This is a genomic window from Imperialibacter sp., from assembly GCF_040222815.1.
GTDB lineage: Bacteria > Bacteroidota > Bacteroidia > Cytophagales > Cyclobacteriaceae > Imperialibacter.
Map to the genome: position 1 here is coordinate 156,085 of NZ_JAVKCH010000018.1, position 16,499 is coordinate 172,583.

The 16,499-nt window shown below is 48.5% G+C and carries 11 protein-coding genes; 2 read left to right on the top strand and 9 right to left on the bottom strand.

Annotation, left to right across the window (positions count from 1 at the left end; all coding sequences use genetic code 11):
- Positions 1–286 precede the first annotated feature (286 nt).
- A complete protein-coding gene (locus RIF36_RS07630) occupies positions 287–2,776 on the bottom strand; it encodes a PspC domain-containing protein (protein ID WP_350129956.1) in 2,490 nt (829 codons plus the stop codon).
- Positions 2,773–3,123, bottom strand: a complete 351-nt coding sequence (locus tag RIF36_RS07635) for a PadR family transcriptional regulator (protein WP_152000559.1) — start codon at positions 3,121–3,123, stop codon at positions 2,773–2,775. The genes RIF36_RS07630 and RIF36_RS07635 overlap by 4 nt, the downstream gene beginning before the upstream one ends.
- Positions 3,124–3,580: 457 nt before the next feature.
- Here RIF36_RS07635 and RIF36_RS07640 point away from each other — a divergent pair, with 457 nt between their 5' ends.
- Positions 3,581–4,645 (top strand): putative type IX sorting system protein PorV2, encoded by a 1,065-nt coding sequence (locus tag RIF36_RS07640; protein WP_350076025.1) that lies wholly within the window; start codon positions 3,581–3,583, stop codon positions 4,643–4,645.
- Positions 4,635–9,698 carry a putative type IX secretion system sortase PorU2 gene (gene porU2 / locus RIF36_RS07645; protein ID WP_350129959.1) on the top strand — a complete coding sequence of 1,688 codons (5,064 nt, stop codon included), beginning with the start codon at positions 4,635–4,637 and terminating at the stop codon, positions 9,696–9,698. Before RIF36_RS07640 ends, porU2 begins: the two co-directional genes overlap by 11 nt.
- 6 nt (positions 9,699–9,704) lie before the next feature.
- Here porU2 and map read toward each other — a convergent pair whose 3' ends face one another.
- The 7 genes from map to RIF36_RS07680 form a co-directional block, all read right to left on the bottom strand.
- Complete coding sequence (map, locus tag RIF36_RS07650; RefSeq protein ID WP_350129962.1) at positions 9,705–10,466, bottom strand: type I methionyl aminopeptidase; 762 nt, start codon at positions 10,464–10,466, stop codon at positions 9,705–9,707.
- Positions 10,467–10,503: 37 nt separating this feature from the next.
- Positions 10,504–11,664, bottom strand: coding sequence for a sterol desaturase family protein (locus tag RIF36_RS07655; protein WP_350129965.1), 1,161 nt, complete (start codon positions 11,662–11,664; stop codon positions 10,504–10,506).
- A gap of 10 nt (positions 11,665–11,674) precedes the next feature.
- Positions 11,675–12,670 carry a ketoacyl-ACP synthase III gene (locus RIF36_RS07660; protein WP_350129968.1) on the bottom strand — a complete coding sequence of 332 codons (996 nt, stop codon included), beginning with the start codon at positions 12,668–12,670 and terminating at the stop codon, positions 11,675–11,677.
- A complete protein-coding gene (locus tag RIF36_RS07665) occupies positions 12,648–13,949 on the bottom strand; it encodes a F390 synthetase-related protein (protein WP_350129971.1) in 1,302 nt (433 codons plus the stop codon). The genes RIF36_RS07660 and RIF36_RS07665 overlap by 23 nt, the downstream gene beginning before the upstream one ends.
- Complete coding sequence (locus RIF36_RS07670) at positions 13,946–14,803, bottom strand: MBL fold metallo-hydrolase (protein ID WP_350129975.1); 858 nt, start codon at positions 14,801–14,803, stop codon at positions 13,946–13,948. The genes RIF36_RS07665 and RIF36_RS07670 overlap by 4 nt, the downstream gene beginning before the upstream one ends.
- A complete protein-coding gene (locus RIF36_RS07675; RefSeq protein ID WP_350129978.1) occupies positions 14,800–15,792 on the bottom strand; it encodes an NAD-dependent epimerase/dehydratase family protein in 993 nt (330 codons plus the stop codon). Before RIF36_RS07675 ends, RIF36_RS07670 begins: the two co-directional genes overlap by 4 nt.
- Positions 15,793–15,916: 124 nt before the next feature.
- Entirely contained in the window at positions 15,917–16,447 is a 531-nt protein-coding gene (locus tag RIF36_RS07680; protein WP_350129981.1) for a hypothetical protein, read from the bottom strand.
- Between the last annotated feature and the right edge of the window lie 52 nt (positions 16,448–16,499).

Genomic DNA, 16,499 nt, shown 5'->3' on the forward strand with positions numbered 1-16,499 from the left:
TCTGTTGGGCCTGGCCCTGAGGGAGGGACTGATATGCTGGTAGTTTACTTTGAATAACGCAACAACGAGAACTAATACGTAGAAGCTTTTAGTTAGGTACACAGATCAGTGGAAAGCCGGAGGTAGATAGCCCCGGGCTTTTTTGTACATAAAAAAAACCGAACACCTTCCGGCGTCCGGCTTTTCGGACTTGAAAATTGGGCAAATGAAAATCTTGGTTATTGGTAAGTAGTTAGCAGTAAGTGGTTGGCTTCTCTTCACCACTTACTGCTCACCTCTTACCTTCTTACTCTTTCCTTACCGACCCTGCTCCTGACCTTCTGATATCGGAGCTTGCCTCGCCCTGGTACACAATAGTGCTGGCACCGGATGCTTCTGCTTTCAGATCGACCATGGCGTTTACCTTGGCACGGGCTGCTCCCTGGGCCTTTACTTCGACATAGCGGGCTTCGCTGCCAAAGGCGTCGAGCGAGGCAGCGCCTTCCACGTCGGCCTTTAGCTCGTTCACATTGCCCCGCAACGTAAGCTTGCTGCCGCCGTCCATTTCTATATCGAGCTTGGAGGCGTCGATGTCCATATCCACCTGGGCAAAGCCGGAGAGGTTAATATTAAGTTTGTTGGCCTGGAAGCCGTCGATATAGGCTTCCGAGGCGCCGGACAGGTCAATACTTTCCAGGTCCGGTGTGCTGATGTAGACGTAGATTTTGTCACTCGACTCCCAGTTGTCACGCCAGTCCCAGTTGCGGCCACGGATATCGAATTTCAGCACGCCACCCGACTGGCTCACTTTCACTCTTTCCAGCCATTCGTCGTCGCCAGTGATTTCGATGTCTTTGTAGTCACCCTGCTTAATGTAGAACTTGAAGATGCCGCCGGCTTCAATCTCATCGTATCCTTTGAAGTCGTAAGTAAGGGGTTTTGCATCGAAGGAGCTTTTTCCTGAGCCTGAGTTATATGAGTAATAGTCGTCATCTTCCTCGCAAGTGGTGCACTTCAAGCCAGCGTCAGTAAACACCCAGGTATTGCCTTCCATTTGGCGGGTAGAGTAGCCATTTCTGTAGATAGTGTTTCTCAGAATCCTGGCCAGGCTTTCGTCCATTTTGAAGGGCTGGTTGTAGGGGATGTACAGCGTGATGTCCAGGTTTTGCACCCTGAAGCGTGCGTCGTTTGTAAACTTAAGCTCTCTTGGGAAATTGAATACAGAGTCTTGCACATCGACGTCATAGGTTACCATCTGCGCATTTTCAAGAGCTGTCGAACGGTCTCTTCCTCTTGCTTCAAAATCGAAGACGGCTTTGTACACTGAATCTTCGTGGCCTCTCAGGCGAAGCTCCACGGCTTCGTACTGACCGTTCCACTCGTCCCAATCCTGGCGGTCGCTTCCTGAAAGTTTCAAGATGGCTGTTTTGCCGGCCATGTCGTAAGTCTTGGTTTCGGTGTAGATGGCATCTGTGCGGAAGTCCATGATAATGCGTGGCACTGTGTAGCTCACAAGCACCAGACTGATGATCCACAAGCCGAACAGTGTCCATCCTAAGAAGGACCCGGCCACCCATCTTTTCGCCATGATGCTGATACCACCCAGGGTGATAGCCAATGCTGGTATGAAAGCCGACAGGAACAGCCCAAAGACAGCCCAGCCAGGTAGTGTCTGCTGGAAAAGCTCTACTGGCACGCCGTCAACCGATACCCAGTCCCACCAACCAATGGTGAGCCCAAAGAACATGGCACATGTTATCGCAATGGCGGTCATTGTCGACAACCCAATGATGCTGAAAAGCAGTCCGATGAATACCCGAATGATATCAACGAATACGTTGGCGGCAGGTCCGATAAATTTGGCGATGCCATTGATGATCAATGCGATCAAACGGAATGGGAATAGCAGCACTTTCACGATCGGACTTTCTTCGTCTTCTTTTATGTTGAGGTTCGACTTAATGTTTGTCTCAATATTGGAAAGTGTAACAGGCTCTCCCTGCATCTGCATTTTTTCAGTAATGGTCTTTGCCAGGGGCGTGATGATCCACAGGATGATATAGACGAAGAATCCCGTGCCCCCAAGGAAGATGGATAGCACAAACAAAAGCCTGATCACTGTTACATCCACTCCGAAATAGGCAGCCACACCACTGGCCACACCACCCAGCACCCGGTCTTCCTGGCTGCGGAACATCTTCTTGATCTTCTTGTCGTCTTCAAGGGCTTTGTTGCCAGGCACCACAATCCACAGGATAATATAGGCGAGCAAAATTGCACCACTTAAGCCTGGTAGAAAGAAGTTGAAGAACATAAGCAGAAAGAGCAAACGCACCCACATGGGGTCGATGCTGAAATAGTGGGCAAGACCACTGCACACCCCACCAACGACTTTTCTGTTGATGTCACGATAAAGTTTTTTCGAAGCGGTCTTCTCTTTTTCTTCGGTCTTTTCTTCTGCAGTACTAGTACTTTCTTCGCTGCTGGTGTCGGCTGCGGCAGCAGGTGCTGCTTTGTCCTCCACGTCTTCAATCGCCTCAAAGTCGGCAATGGTACCCATGGTGGAGATCAGCATATTGACATCTTCGATGGCCACCACCTGCTTGTTCTCCTTGTCCAGCTTCTCGAGGAAAATCTCAGCTATTCTGCTTTCGATATCGGCGATAATTTCCTTGTTGTCTTCGAAAGTCGAAAAATAGGTGGTAATGGATTCGAGATAGCCCTTTAGCCTTTCATAGCCATCTTCCTCTATGTGGAAGATAATGCCGCTAATATTGATGCTTATATTCTTATTCATTTCTTTTGCCCGTTTTGCTTTTTCGTTGTCATAATTTTACTGGTGGAGCCCACAAGTTCATCCCAGGTACCCTGGAGCCCATTTAAAAAAGTTGTTCCTTCATCAGTCAGGGTATAGTATTTTCTGGGTGGCCCTGAGTTTGATTCAACCCATTTGTAGTCAACGAGGCCGGCCTTTCGCAGCCGGGTAAGGAGGGGGTAGAGTGTTCCTTCCACTACCATGATCTTTGCAGAGGTAAGCTCCTGCAGCATGTCGGAGGCATACACCTCGCCACGTGATATGATATGAAGGATGCAAAACTCGAGAATCCCCTTCCGCATCTGCACCTGTGTATTCTCAATGTTCATCTCGCATTTTGTTTAAGAGTTTTTGACCTTAGCACTATATACGGAAAAGTACCTTGCATGGCCAAGTACTGGCTAAGAAATATTAGTGAATAAACGATTATCATTGAATAGTTATATTTAATGCTTCAAAAAGTACAATATTATGGTGCTTTTTAGGTGTTTGGGCGTCGATTGCCACTGTCGTGCTGCGTCTGTTTATTTTGCTAAACAGTTCTTAATCCCTTGACACCACTGGGCGTACCAGCGCAAACACGGACGGAAGGCGGTTGGTAACTGCGTTAAAGCCGCATTCCGATAAGTGGCGGTGCGTCAGTGAATCCTTTTTCGCCAGCTTTCAGCAAGAATCGGCATCTTCATCTACTTTTGTCGTCTATTTGTCGAAGTATTCCAACAAGTGAGCGGGTATGTTGGTGTGGAGAATGTTATATCATTAATTTTGGGTTGAATTAGTCACTGAATGCGGATAGCGTTACTTTTTACTTTGTGTTTGTTTTGTTCCGGCCTTGTTGTGGGTCAGGGAAATGCACCCAAATACAGTAATGAATTTCTTGCCATAGGAGTAGGAGCCAGGGCACTGGGCATGGGCAATACCCAGGTGGGTTTGGCCAACGATGTAACGGCGGGCTATTGGAATCCGGCGGCACTCACTCAGCTCACCGAACAATACCAGGTGGGACTGATGCATGCAGCTTACTTTGCCGGCATAGCCAATTACGATTTTGCGGGGTTTGCTACACCAATAGACAGCAATACCTTCATGGGAGTCTCCGTAATTCGCTTCGGGGTGGATAATATCCCCGATACCAGGTTTCTTTACGACGCCAGCGGAGCCATCAACTACGACAATATCAGATTCTTTTCTGCTGCTGACTATGCCTTTATGTTTTCGCTTGCTAAGAAAATGGGTGGCCTGTCGCTGGGCGGCAACCTGAAAGTAATCCATCGGACTGTCGGCGATTTTGCTAATGCCTGGGGTTTTGGTCTCGATGTGGCACTACAGTACAACAGGGGAAATTGGAAGATGGGAGCGGTGTTAAGAGACGCCACAGGAACGTTCAATGCCTGGACACACAATTCTTCACTGGTTATTGATGTATATACTCAAACTGGCAATGTGATCCCGGAGAGCAGCCTCGAAATTACGCTCCCTCGTTTGTCGCTGGGATTGGCCAATGCAGTGGTGAATAGAGGAAAATGGACGGGGCTTGTTGGCGCCGACGTTGATTTGACGTTTGACGGACAAAGAAACACATTGATCAAAAGTAAATTAGCCAGTATAGACCCGAAAGCAGGCTTTGAAGTGAGCTATGCGCAAAAGGCCTTTTTAAGAGGTGGCGTGAGTCAGCTACAGCAGGTCAAAGACTTTGATGGCAGCAAATCCTGGACTTACCTGCCGTCGTTTGGGATTGGGCTCAACCTTCAGGGCGTGCAGATCGACTATGCTTTGACAGACATTGGAAACAGGGCGCAGTCGCCTTATAGTCACATCTTTTCATTAAGGTATGGATGGAATGCGAAATAGAGGGTGGACATACAGAAGTGCTTTATTAGCCGGGTTGCTATTTGTAGCAGTAATGGTGCAGGCGCAGCCATGGGGTAACGAATGGATCAAGCCAGGGCAATCGTACTATAAAATCAAGGTTGCCAGGGAGGGGATGTTTCGCCTCACGCAGCAACAGCTGCTGGAAAGCGGCGTGCCATTGAGTTCCATCGATGCCAGGCGACTACAGCTTTTTCACAGAGGCGTGGAGCAGGCTATTTATCTGCCGGGGCAGGAAGACGGCAGGCTTGATGCCAGCGATTATATTGAGTTTTACGGGCAACCGGCGGATGGCAAGACGGATACTGAACTCTACGTTTCTGAAGATGCGCAGCCTCACACCTTATACAGTCTTTTTTCTGATTCAGCTACCTATTTTCTCACGTGGCCGCTAACGGCTACATCTGGCAAGCGGATGTCGGCACCTGTGGCCGAAAACAATGTAGGCAACTTGCCTGCGGAGCCATATTACCTTCGGGAGGTGCTCAAACTACAGGTGAACAATTACTCACAAGGAAAAACCTACCAGGGCGGCGACATCATTCTTAGTCAGTACGACCATGGCGAAGGATGGACAGGCAGTGATATTGCCAAAGGTGCCAACCAGGTGATCACTTTGACTGGATTGACCAATCGGGTTACTTCCGGGCCTGACCCCGCACTCGAGGTGCTCCTGGTTGGAAGAAATAACCTGGATCACAACGTGGAAGTGTACGTCGGCCCATCTTCGGCAAGTTTGCGGCTTTTACATACAGCTGAGTTTTCAGAGCACGACCCCTATACTGTTTCTGAAACTATTTTATGGTCAGATATTTCAACTGCCGGGGAGTTGTTTGTGCGGGTGAATGTGGTTGGCATCGGCAGCGCTGCTGATCGGGCTGCAGTGTCCTATGTGAAAGTGAACTACGCAGCTAGTACCGATATGGCTGGCCAGTCACAGAAGATTTTGACGCTAAGAGAGAGCACCGGCGACAAGTCTTTTATAAGGGTGACCAATCCAGCGGGCGTCAGCAGTCTTTTTGATGTAACGCAGCCGGATAATGTGAACAAAATTGGCGTCATCACAGGAACCATTGATTTCACGGCAGTGGTAAACGGCACTGTTGTTCAGCGGAAGCTCATCGCTACTAATACCCCCTATACTCCGGCAGCAATTAAGCAGGTGACCATGCCAGCTATCGATCCAACGGCTTTTAATTATATCATAGTCACTCACCCCGAGCTTAGAAAGGCCACTACTACAGGAACTGCCGATCCGGTAGCAGCCTACAAAGCTTTTCGTGAAAGTGCAGCTGGGGGGCAACATCAGGTGCTCATTTTAGAAATGGAGCAGATATTTGATGCCTTTAACTATGGGGAAATATCTCCCTGGGCTATTCGCAGACTGGCGGGCTACCTGCTGGCCAACGGTGCGCCTGAATACTTTTTTCTTATTGGAAAAGGAACAGGCGTGCACCGGAATTACTACAGGCAAGACCCTGCCACCACGACGCTTGTCCACTTTGTGCCCACTAACGGTGTGCCTGGAAGTGATGTCGCCATGCTGGCCGGGCTGGCTGGTACGACTTACGAATCGCCGATTGCCATCGGCAGGCTGAACGCCAGAAACCCTGACGACGTGCAAGCCTACCTGAACAAGGTCATGGAGATGGAAAATCAGCCTTTCGATCAGTTGTGGAAAAAGAACTTCATCCATTTGAGTGGGGGAGCCACCCAGGGAGAGCTGGCTACCTTTCGTTCATATGTCAACGGGTTTAAGTTCATTGCAGAAGGCAAGTACCTGGGAGCTAATGTGGTCACAAGTAGCAAATCCACCAGCAATGCAGTGGAGCTTATCAATATAGCGGAGGAAGTAAACAACGGTGTTTCGATGATCACATTTTTTGGTCACTCGGCGAGCTTTTCTACAGACATCGACATTGGTAACGTGTCTAATCCGGGCTTTGGATACAGCAACAAAGGCAGGTATCCCGTGATTTTGGTCAACGGGTGCGATGCAGGCAATATTTTTGAAACTTCGTTTACCTTTGGTGAAGACTGGACGTTGACGCCCAACCTTGGGGCAGTTGGTTTTATGGCCCATACCTACAAAGGCTTTTCCAGTGACCTGCGAAACTTTTCTGGTGTGTTTTATGAGACGGCCTTTGCTGACACCTTGTTTGTGAAGGAGACACTTGGGAATATTAAAAATGAGGCATCGAAAAGATACCTTGAGCGATATGGCTCTTCGGAAAGGAACATTACACAGGTGCAGGAAATGCTGCTTCAGGGAGATCCTGCGATCAAGATATTTGGTGCCGGGAAACCTGACTACGAAATCAGCACCGATGCACTGGAGGTTGTAGACACGGAAGGAAACCCGCTACAGGTAGCGAAGGATACATTTGCGCTCAAGTTTGTGGTGAAGAATTTTGGGATAGCCACTGAATCTGACCTGAAGATTTACGTGAGACGGAGGCTTGAAGACGGAAGCGTAAGTCTTGATTCGCTGATTTCTCCGTATGTCCTTAGGGAGGACACCATGTACTTCGGAATTTCAAACCCGAACCTCGCTGGATTGGGTAACAATACCTTTGAGGTGATCCTCGACCCAGCCGACGAAATAGATGAACTGAATGAGGGGAACAACACGGCCAGTATTGATCTTTTTCTGGCCAAAGGAACCACGATCCCTATTTTACCCATGAAGAGGGGCATTACAGGATCGAATGTCGATTTTGTGATTCAGGCAAGTGACTTGTTTTCACCCTCACGGGGTTTCGAACTTGAAATTGACACGTCGCCAGATTTCAATGGCCCAATGAAGCGCCGTATTAGTGGCGACATGCGGGTGATCACCGTTCAAAATGTGGATTTGGCTTCTGCATTTTCAATCGCCGATTCTACCGTGATTTACTGGAGGAGTCGCTTCCTGAACCCTGAACCTGAAGAGGACACCTCCTGGGTTTTGAGTCAGTTCACCATGATTAATGATAGCCCCAGTGGATATGCGATGGTGTCTGCCAACCAGTTTGCTGACGCTGAAATAAAAGGAATGTCCCTGTCACCGGGAGCGTTTGATTGGTCTTTCCCGGCGAACAACCTGGATATCACTATAAAAACCTTTGGCCCCAACAATCCTGGTGCAGCCGCCCGTGACTACAGCGTAAAAGCCGGTACGCTGGAGCTTTTTGTGGAAAGTGAAAGCTTCAACGTATGCCGGGCCAACACGCTTAATGTTGTTGTGTTTGATAAGCAATCGACGGTGCCTTATGCGCCGTTTCCCGAATGGCAAAAGTTTGACGTAAGGCTCACCTGTGGATTGAACTCAAAACGTATTCACAACTTCACCGACGGAGAGATGTATGACCCGGCGGCTTCCAACGGAGGAGCCAGAAGGCTTTCTCAACTGCTGAATGCCGTGCCTGAGGGAGACTTTGCTGTCTTTTTTAGTATAGGCACTGTGCAGTACGACAGATGGGATGCTGAAGTAAAAGAGCAGCTAAAAGCGTTCGGCATACAAACAGCCACATTGAACAGTCTTGCGAATGGGCAGCCCGTGATTTTCTATGGAAGAAAAGGCCAGGCAGAAGGAACTGCGGTGGAGTTGCTTTCCGATGGAAGCGGTAGCCCGTCCGATGAGCAACAGCTCGTGCTGAACGACGTAGTGGAGGGCAAATTCTTTAGTGGCAGCGTGCTGTCGGGAAGGATAGGCCCGGCCAAGTCGTGGGGCTCGCTTTATCAGGAGGTAAAGCTTGGTGCCGGGCAAACCGCCGGAAACTTCAACCTGGATATTTACGGGCTGCGCAACGATGGCATTAAAGATTTGCTGTTTGCCGATGAAAATGTGTCAACAATAGACCTGACATCTGTAGACGCTAATTTTTACCCTTATCTGCAAATAGATTACCATACGGCCGATGAGGCCAATCTGGTGCCTGCGCAATTGAAAAAATGGATAGTCACTTTCAATCAGCTACCGGAAGGTATTTTACTGACCAGCGACCCGACTGCGAGGAAGAAGCTGACCAGAACTGCCAATGAAGGGGAGGAGGTTGTTGTGCCGTTTTCATATTTCAACCCTTCTCCGGTTGATTATGCCGACTCTCTTACTGTCAGGTATCAGCTCGTGTCGAGTGAAACCAGCACTATTGAGGAGTTTGAAATGAAACTACCGGCGCTGCCTGCGGGAGACTCGGTGCAGTTCAATGTGCCGCTGACCACCCTGGGAGCAGGAGGCAAGGAAAGCCTGCGTACCATAGTAGAAACCACAGAAAGGGAGCTGATATCTACCAACAATCAACTGACATTTACCAACTATTTAGACGTAAACGCTGATAACGTTAACCCAACTCTTGACGTGACTTTTGATGGTACCTATATCCTCAATGGCGACATCGTTTCTCCCAACCCGCTGGTAAAAATGAGACTGTACGACGACTATGAGTACCTGCAAAAGCAAGATACGATTGGCATAGAGGTGTATCTCAAATCTCCCTGTGAAGAGTGTGACTACCAGCGTGTGCCTTTTTCCGGAGGCAAAATGACATGGTCAGCCAACACCGAAAAGAAGGAGTTCAATATTGAACTCAGACCGGGGCCATTGGAAGACGGTATTTATGCCATGCGTGTGATAGCGACCGATGTAAGTGGAAACCAGGCTGGAACAGCCCCTTACGAGATCAGCTTTGAGGTCATCAACGAGTCGACGGTAACAAACTTCTATCCCTATCCCAATCCCTTCAGCACAAGCACCAAATTTGTGTTTACCCTCACAGGGTCAGAAATACCCGATCAGCTGAAAATACAAATCATGTCGGTGTCAGGCAGGGTAGTGAGGGAGATTACGCAGGACGAAATAGGCCCGATTCGCATTGGTAATAACATTACGCAGTTTGCCTGGAATGGAACCGACGAATATGGCGACCAGTTGGCCAATGGCGTTTACCTTTACAGAGTGCTGCTTCGCATGAATGGCCAATCGCTGGAGCACAGGGCAACGTCAGCCGACAAAGCCTTTAAGAATGGCTTTGGGAAGCTGTATATTCTGAGATAGGCAGTCTTACCAAATCTCATTGCTTTCAGTAAGAATCACAGGCTCTCCATCTGTCACTATAATGGTATGCTCGTGTTGTGCGACGAAGCCACCCTTATTTCCTACGAGTGTCCAACCATCTTTTTGCGTTCGTGCATACGTGGAATGCGTGGCAATGAAAGTTTCAATGGCCACCACAGAATTTTTCTTAAACCGCTCTCTATTGAAACGGTTGTAACAATTCAGAATCTCCTCCGGTGCCTCGTGGAGGCTTCTGCCCACTCCATGCCCTGCAAGGTTTCTTATCACAGTAAAACCAGCCTTCCTCGACTCAATTTCCATGAGCCTGCCAATGTCTGCCACACGTACGCCCCCTTTTATTTCATTGATGGCTTTCTGAAGTATTTCCTTCGAGGCTTTCACCAATCTACCATGGTTTCTGTGGTCGTTCCCCAACACGAATGAGCCCCCATTGTCGGCCCAAAAGCCATTGAGCTCTGCAGAAACATCGATGTTCACCAGGTCCCCATCCCTAAGCACTTTCGTTTTTGCAGGGATGCCATGGGCAATTTCATGGTTAAGACTGATACAAGTGTATCCCGGGAAACCATAAGTTAGCCCTGGTGCGGACCGGGCACCAAACTCTTTCAGAATTCCCCCTCCATACTCGTCCAATTCCTTGGTGGACATGCCTGGCTGAGCATATTCTCTCATAAGCTTTAAGGTGGTGCCCACCACATGACTAATTTGTTTGATACCGGCTAATTCTGACTGAGAAGTGATCGACATACGTTGGGGTTAATGGTTCTTAAAGGCCAGAGGGCATTTACGACAGTTGCGGTTGATTAGTTTGGTTTTTCGAACTAGAAATCGACATTATCCTTTTTGGCTTGGGCGAAAAGAAAAGACGCCTCAGCGTTTCCAGTCCATGCAGGCCAATTATTATCGCTAAACCTATCAGAATAGGCTCTTTGATTGAAAGCGTCAAAAGGAATAACACAATAAAGAAATTTGTGCAGGCAACCCATAAAACTGCGCCCCATACCTTGTTTTCGGCAAGCCCACCGTTGGCGATAGTGCCCAGGAAAATAATGCTAAACAAGAATAGCTTAGGAGCACCTGCCCACGATGGTTCCTTGTAGATATAAAAAAGCAACAAACAGAACAAAAGTAGCCCGCCAACGCCAACAAAGGCATCGCTAAAGAAGGTTTTTTGAGTCTCATGCTTTCTCAATTGCGGCAGCGGAAGACGAAGCCACTTCAAAAAAGGGATGTTATTGGCCCAGAATGGGTTTTCCGATGGAACAGGATCATTGGTGCCGAATTCAATATCAATGTCATCACGTTCTGCCTGGAATGTACCGAATAGTTTGTCCCAAATGACGAAGGTACCACCACAGTTTTTGTTGACGTACTCCGGATTCTTGCCATGGTGCACCCTGTGGTGAGAGGGAGTGATCATGATGTGCTCCAGCCAGCCGCTCTTTTTCACAATCCGGTTATGGTTATAAAACTGAATAAAATAGTGGACTGAAGAAACTACGATGAATATCTCCAGTGGAAGTCCCAAGATGGCCAACCCAGCAAAAAATGGGAAGGAGGTAAGTGAAGAATACCAGGAGTTTCTAATGCCGAGGGATAGACTGAAATGCTCCCCTTCATGATGAACTACGTGAACAGCCCAAAGGAAGCTGATAGCATGATGGAGCCTGTGCAGCCAGTAAAAGCAAAAGTCCCAGGCGACAAACGCAAAGACCCACTGCAGGGAAACGGGCCACTGAGCCACCCAGCCAAAACTAAAGTGCGTCAGCAACCAATGGAAAGCTAATACCTCCAACCCTCGGAAAATCCACAGCAGGATATGGCCGGAGTTGAGGTTCATGACGATTTCCTTCCAGGGGATTTTCTCCTGCAGGAAGTACCTGATGGCGACAAGCTCCATCAGAACCAAAAGGAAAAGAAGACCCGTGCCGTATACCAGATTCATAACTTTAGGCTTAGAATTTAAATAACAGTCCGCCAACGGAAAACCCAGCCGCAGTGCCAATCAGCAAACAACTATCGCCTTTTTTGAGCCGCCTTGTTTCGATGGCTTCTGTCAAAGCTAGCGGAATGGAAGCGGCTATGCAGTTGCCATAGTTCGCCAGGTTATTGACGACTTTGTCCTTTTTGCCACCAAGGAGACTGTCAAGCAGCATCAAGCCTGATTTGCTGGCCTGATGAGGGATGATCAGGTCCACCTCTCCGATTGATAAGCCAATTTTGCAAAAGAACTTTTCCGTAAACTCGGGCACTTTTTGCATGGCCAGTTTCAGCAGCTTTTTTCCTTCCATACTAAAGGAATGAAGTGTTGCATCGTAGGGGTGATCCTTGAAGAAGAACCTGTTTCCACCGCCTCTGATGATGGTGTGTTCGGCTCCCTCAGCATAGGTGACCAGACTGTGTTTCACGAGGCCGCTTTCTCCGGTATCATCAAAAGAGACAATGATGGCAGCGGCGGCATCTCCAAAAAGGCTGAACGTTTCCTTGTGTTCGGGGTTGAGGCCCTTTGAAGCTATTTCTGCACTCACAATGGCTACGTGCCGACAGTCGCTGTCGTTGAGCAGGCGGGACGCATAGTCCAGTGCAGTCACAAAGCTGAGGCAGGTGGTGTCGATGTCGATGCATCCAATTTCAGTGTGATGCCAACCCAGCTCATGCTTGATCATGCTGGCTTTGTTGGGTAGGGGATAATCATAGGTGGCTGAGGCAGCAATGAGGCAACCAAGGTCTTCCGGTTGCAGCTCGGCACTTTGCATAGCCTTTTTTAATGCCTCTGCACCAAGCCAGCTGTTACTCTCAGTGGTGGCAATGTGGCGTTTTTCGACACCTGAATATTTGTAAATCCAGCCAGCCGGGAGCCCAAGCTCTTTTTCCATTTCCTGCGAATGGACGCACTTCGATGGCAGGCAATAACCCACACCGACAATCTTAAATGGTCTGATGACTTTCATTCCTTATCCTTTTGAATTTGACTCCCTTCTGGAGGAGTTGCTCTTCTTCCCGAATGATTGTGATGCCGGGAATACCAAAAATTTCAAATAAAGACTGAAGTGCACTTTCAGCTTTTCTGTATGCGTTTAAAAAATCTCCTTTGTTTACTTCAATAAACAGGCCAATTTTTTTCTCACTTCGCCTGATCACCACGTAATTGTCAATTGCATCGCTGCTGAAAGCCACAGCCTGGCGGATAAAATCGGGGTAGATCGTGATTGTTTTGTCATCGTGGACAAACACAAAAACGTCGTCAGACCTGCCCTCTATTTTAGCGATTTGCATTGTTTTTAGCCCGCAACTGCATGGCCCACCTTCATGAATGATGTCGTTCAGTTCGTAACGAACAATGGGCTGGGTCGTTCTCAGAAGGTCGGTGATAATGGGGTGAAATCTTTTCTTCTCCTCGTCCAGGTATTTTTTCTCAATCAGCAGCCAATCTTCATTGAAATGCAGAAAGCCTGCCTTGCAAGTGTGGGCCAAAAACCCCTCCGTGCACTGGTAGACTTGCTCTATCATTATTTTAAAGACCTTTTCTAAGTAGGCTTTCTGATCATCTTCCAATACCTCAGCTACGGAAATCACCTTCTCGAATGACGGCCGCTGCCCTGTCTGTTCATAGTGCCTGGCTATGTGTATCAGCACAGAGGGCTGCCCCACCAGAATGTGAGGGCTGGTGGCTACCACCGTTTGGCAGTGCTCCTCCATATCACTTTTTATGTCAAAGAACTTAAACTGCAGCAACGACGAGTTCACCGACTCATAAAGCGTGCTGTTGGCCCTGAGAAAAAAAGCAACTTTTCGTTTTCGCAATGAAAAACCAATGACCCTGTCAAAAATGGCAGCTACCCAAATGGCTCTCTCCGTTTGACTGGCGAGGAAGATGCCTCTGTTTCCACTTGTGCCGGACGAAAGCCCGACGGTAGTTCCCCGAACCGTGGGGGAGAAGTTCCTTGACTTTTCACTTTCAAGGCCGACAGCGAAAGCCTCTTCTTTTGTAATGCCCACTGTATTGATCTCATCGAAATGGGTCATGAACGAGCTTTTGTCCATGATGGGAAATTGGCTGAGCAACTGACCTGAAAGAGCTTTGTAGAAGGATGATTTTTGGAGGTTCTTTCTCCACCGGGTTTCTTTTGTAGCCCGCAATTGGCCAAGCGACTTTTGGTTGAAGCGCTTTCTTCTTTGCCAGCGGAACAAAAGAAAATGCCACAAGATTTCAAGTTTGAAGCCGATCATGATGGTGAGCTGTTTAATGCTGTGAGCGTGTCGAGGCAGTGGCAGGGGATGATCAGTGTGTCCGGATGAGCCTTGTGGTAATTGTGTACCCGATTCAGGCTGGCCTTGTAGTCGACCCACGAGTCAAAGAAGAGGCGAACGATGGGGTGGGGGAGCTTTAGGTCAGTATAGGCTGGTTTCAGCCAGGCCGCATCGGAGATGAGAAAGACCTGGCCTTTTTCCGAGGCGAGCAGGGCACCCAGCTGCCCTTTGGCGTGGCCATCCAGCCTGGTTAAAAAAATGGAGCCGTCATCAAGCAGGTCATGCAATGCCCCGAGGTGCTCGTCTTTCGATGTGCCTTTTTCAATATCAATAAAGTCGCTTCTTTCTTCACAGTCTTCAGGCATTTGTGCGGGAAGGAATCCTTTTTTTAATGCACCAAACCCGCTTTTTCCTTTGATATCGTTATAAGCTGCCCGGTCGCAGATGAATCGGGCATTCGGGAAGTCTCTAAGCCCCCCGATGTGATCGGCATGGAAATGCGATACAATGATGTAGCGAACGTCTTCCGGCTGTATTCCGTCGGCTTTTAATTGTGCTGCGGCTTCTTCTTCCGGTTGTATAAAAACGGGTGTAAATGCCCGGTACAACTTGTACGGATAGGAGCTTGTGCTAGAGAAAAACCGTTTTGAGTAGCCAGTATCAAAGAGGATTACGCCATGCTTTGGATGTTTGATCACTGCATAGGTGGCGTAAAACCGAATGGTCTTTTTGGGTGCGCCCCTTTGTGCATGGTGCCAGCTGGCTGTGCAGTAGCCAGCGGACTTCAGCTCAAAGCTTACTAATGGGCCTGTTTGGTTTTGCTTTGGTGTCATTGGTAAGCTGTTTTGTACCAGGCGGCAAATTCGTCAATAGCCTCCCAGGTGGTTTGACCTGGCTTGTAGCCCAGCCGTTCTCTGGCTTTGGTGATGTCGAGCGTCATCGATCTGGCAAGGATGCCCACCGATTGTCGGGTGAGCACAGGCTCCTTTTGTGACCGGGATAATTTGGACTTCCACTCCATCAAAGTGGCGGCCAGGGAGGCCACTGCATAAGGCACTTGCCCTTTGGGTGGCGGTAAGTCAAATTTACTCAAAACATAGTTGATGGCTTCCCATAGCTTCACGGGCTCACCATTGCAGATATTGTAGGCTTCTCCGCAAGCATCTTCAGGAGCGTGCATGGCCAGTTGTACTGAGTGAACTACATTGGAAACAGCGGTTAAGTCCACCACATTGTCACCCGAGCCAACTATCTTCAGCCGACCCTCATGGTAAGAGCGGATCAGCCTGGGGAAGATGACGGTGTCGCCTCTTCCAATCAGTGCCCGTGGCCGGATCGAAATATAGCTCAAGCCGGACTTCTCAAGTAGCTGCTCAGCTTGTAGTTTGGTGGCTGCGTAATAGTTGGAAGCCTTTTCGGGCAGGGGGTCACTTTCTTTTACATTGAAACGATTTTTGAAGTTGAAGTAAATAGCTGGCGTGGAGATATACACGTAGCGTCGCACTCCAGCTTTTTTACTGGCAGCAATCAGATTGGCCTGGGATACGATATTGGCCTGACGAAAGGCATCATAGCTGCCCCACGGTGAGGACAGGCTGGCACAGTTAACGACGACATCGATGGGCTGTTCGAACAGCCGCTCTACATACCTGGTATCCACCAGGTCTCCAAGCTGATAATTTAGCTTTTGGCTTTCAACTGTGTGAAGCGGGTCGGGCTTTCGTCCGGCAGCAACTATTCGGCTTATTTTGTCATCCAAAGCCAATGCCTCAGCTATTCTGGAACCAAGGAATCCGGTGGCGCCTGTTACAAGTACGTTCATGATAAGCCCTGGTTGTTTGACGCTCTAAATTAGTCAATCTTCCGCTCATCCGAATGGTGGGAAAAGGGAAAGAGCATTGAACCAACGGCACAATGCTCTTACAAATCATGAGACTTAGTTAAGATTATTCGTAGGGTTGAATGCAAGTGATTTCGACACTATAATGATCGCCCGGATATGCCTGGCAAACGACGACATCAGGATTTGGTTCGTAGTTATCCAGTATTTTGACGCCGATATAGTACTTTGTTCCCTCTGCAGGCCTGTTCCCTTTCATGATATCAAGAAGATCAAACGTGAGTTCTTCGGTGGGAAGTGCTTCGCACATATCATTGTTGCCATCATGGATCAATGCAAAGGTTGCGACGGCGGGGATGGTTGAGGAGTCAATGGTTCCGTCCCACACTAGTTTGAAATCATGTTTTTTGCAGCCGCCAGCATATTGTACGGTTACTTTTAGCAGCGAGTCATTCAGTACAGCTTTTTTGATGAAGAAAGGATCCCCCGTCGTTTGCGAGGTTGCGGCGATAAAGGTATCGGCATTGACTTCCCAACTTGTGGCAAATCCCGATGAGGGAGTAATCGGCTCGTTTTGGCAGGAGAACACGGCCAGTGAAAAGGCCAGCACTAGCAGACTTGAAACAACAACTTTCATAGCTCAGGGGTTTGTTATAAGAAACCTTTTGCAGCCATTTGGTTGGAAGCCG

What these genes read in the sequence shown, in the direction of transcription:
- RIF36_RS07630 (WP_350129956.1), bottom strand. Translation starts at nt 2,776, where the DNA reads ATGAATAAGAATATAAGCATCAATATTAGCGGCATTATCTTCCACATA.
- RIF36_RS07635 (WP_152000559.1), bottom strand. Translation starts at nt 3,123, where the DNA reads ATGAACATTGAGAATACACAGGTGCAGATGCGGAAGGGGATTCTCGAG.
- RIF36_RS07640 (WP_350076025.1), top strand. Translation starts at nt 3,581, where the DNA reads ATGCGGATAGCGTTACTTTTTACTTTGTGTTTGTTTTGTTCCGGCCTT.
- porU2 (WP_350129959.1), top strand. Translation starts at nt 4,635, where the DNA reads ATGCGAAATAGAGGGTGGACATACAGAAGTGCTTTATTAGCCGGGTTG.
- map (WP_350129962.1), bottom strand. Translation starts at nt 10,466, where the DNA reads ATGTCGATCACTTCTCAGTCAGAATTAGCCGGTATCAAACAAATTAGT.
- RIF36_RS07655 (WP_350129965.1), bottom strand. Translation starts at nt 11,664, where the DNA reads ATGAATCTGGTATACGGCACGGGTCTTCTTTTCCTTTTGGTTCTGATG.
- RIF36_RS07660 (WP_350129968.1), bottom strand. Translation starts at nt 12,670, where the DNA reads ATGAAAGTCATCAGACCATTTAAGATTGTCGGTGTGGGTTATTGCCTG.
- RIF36_RS07665 (WP_350129971.1), bottom strand. Translation starts at nt 13,949, where the DNA reads ATGATCGGCTTCAAACTTGAAATCTTGTGGCATTTTCTTTTGTTCCGC.
- RIF36_RS07670 (WP_350129975.1), bottom strand. Translation starts at nt 14,803, where the DNA reads ATGACACCAAAGCAAAACCAAACAGGCCCATTAGTAAGCTTTGAGCTG.
- RIF36_RS07675 (WP_350129978.1), bottom strand. Translation starts at nt 15,792, where the DNA reads ATGAACGTACTTGTAACAGGCGCCACCGGATTCCTTGGTTCCAGAATA.
- RIF36_RS07680 (WP_350129981.1), bottom strand. Translation starts at nt 16,447, where the DNA reads ATGAAAGTTGTTGTTTCAAGTCTGCTAGTGCTGGCCTTTTCACTGGCC.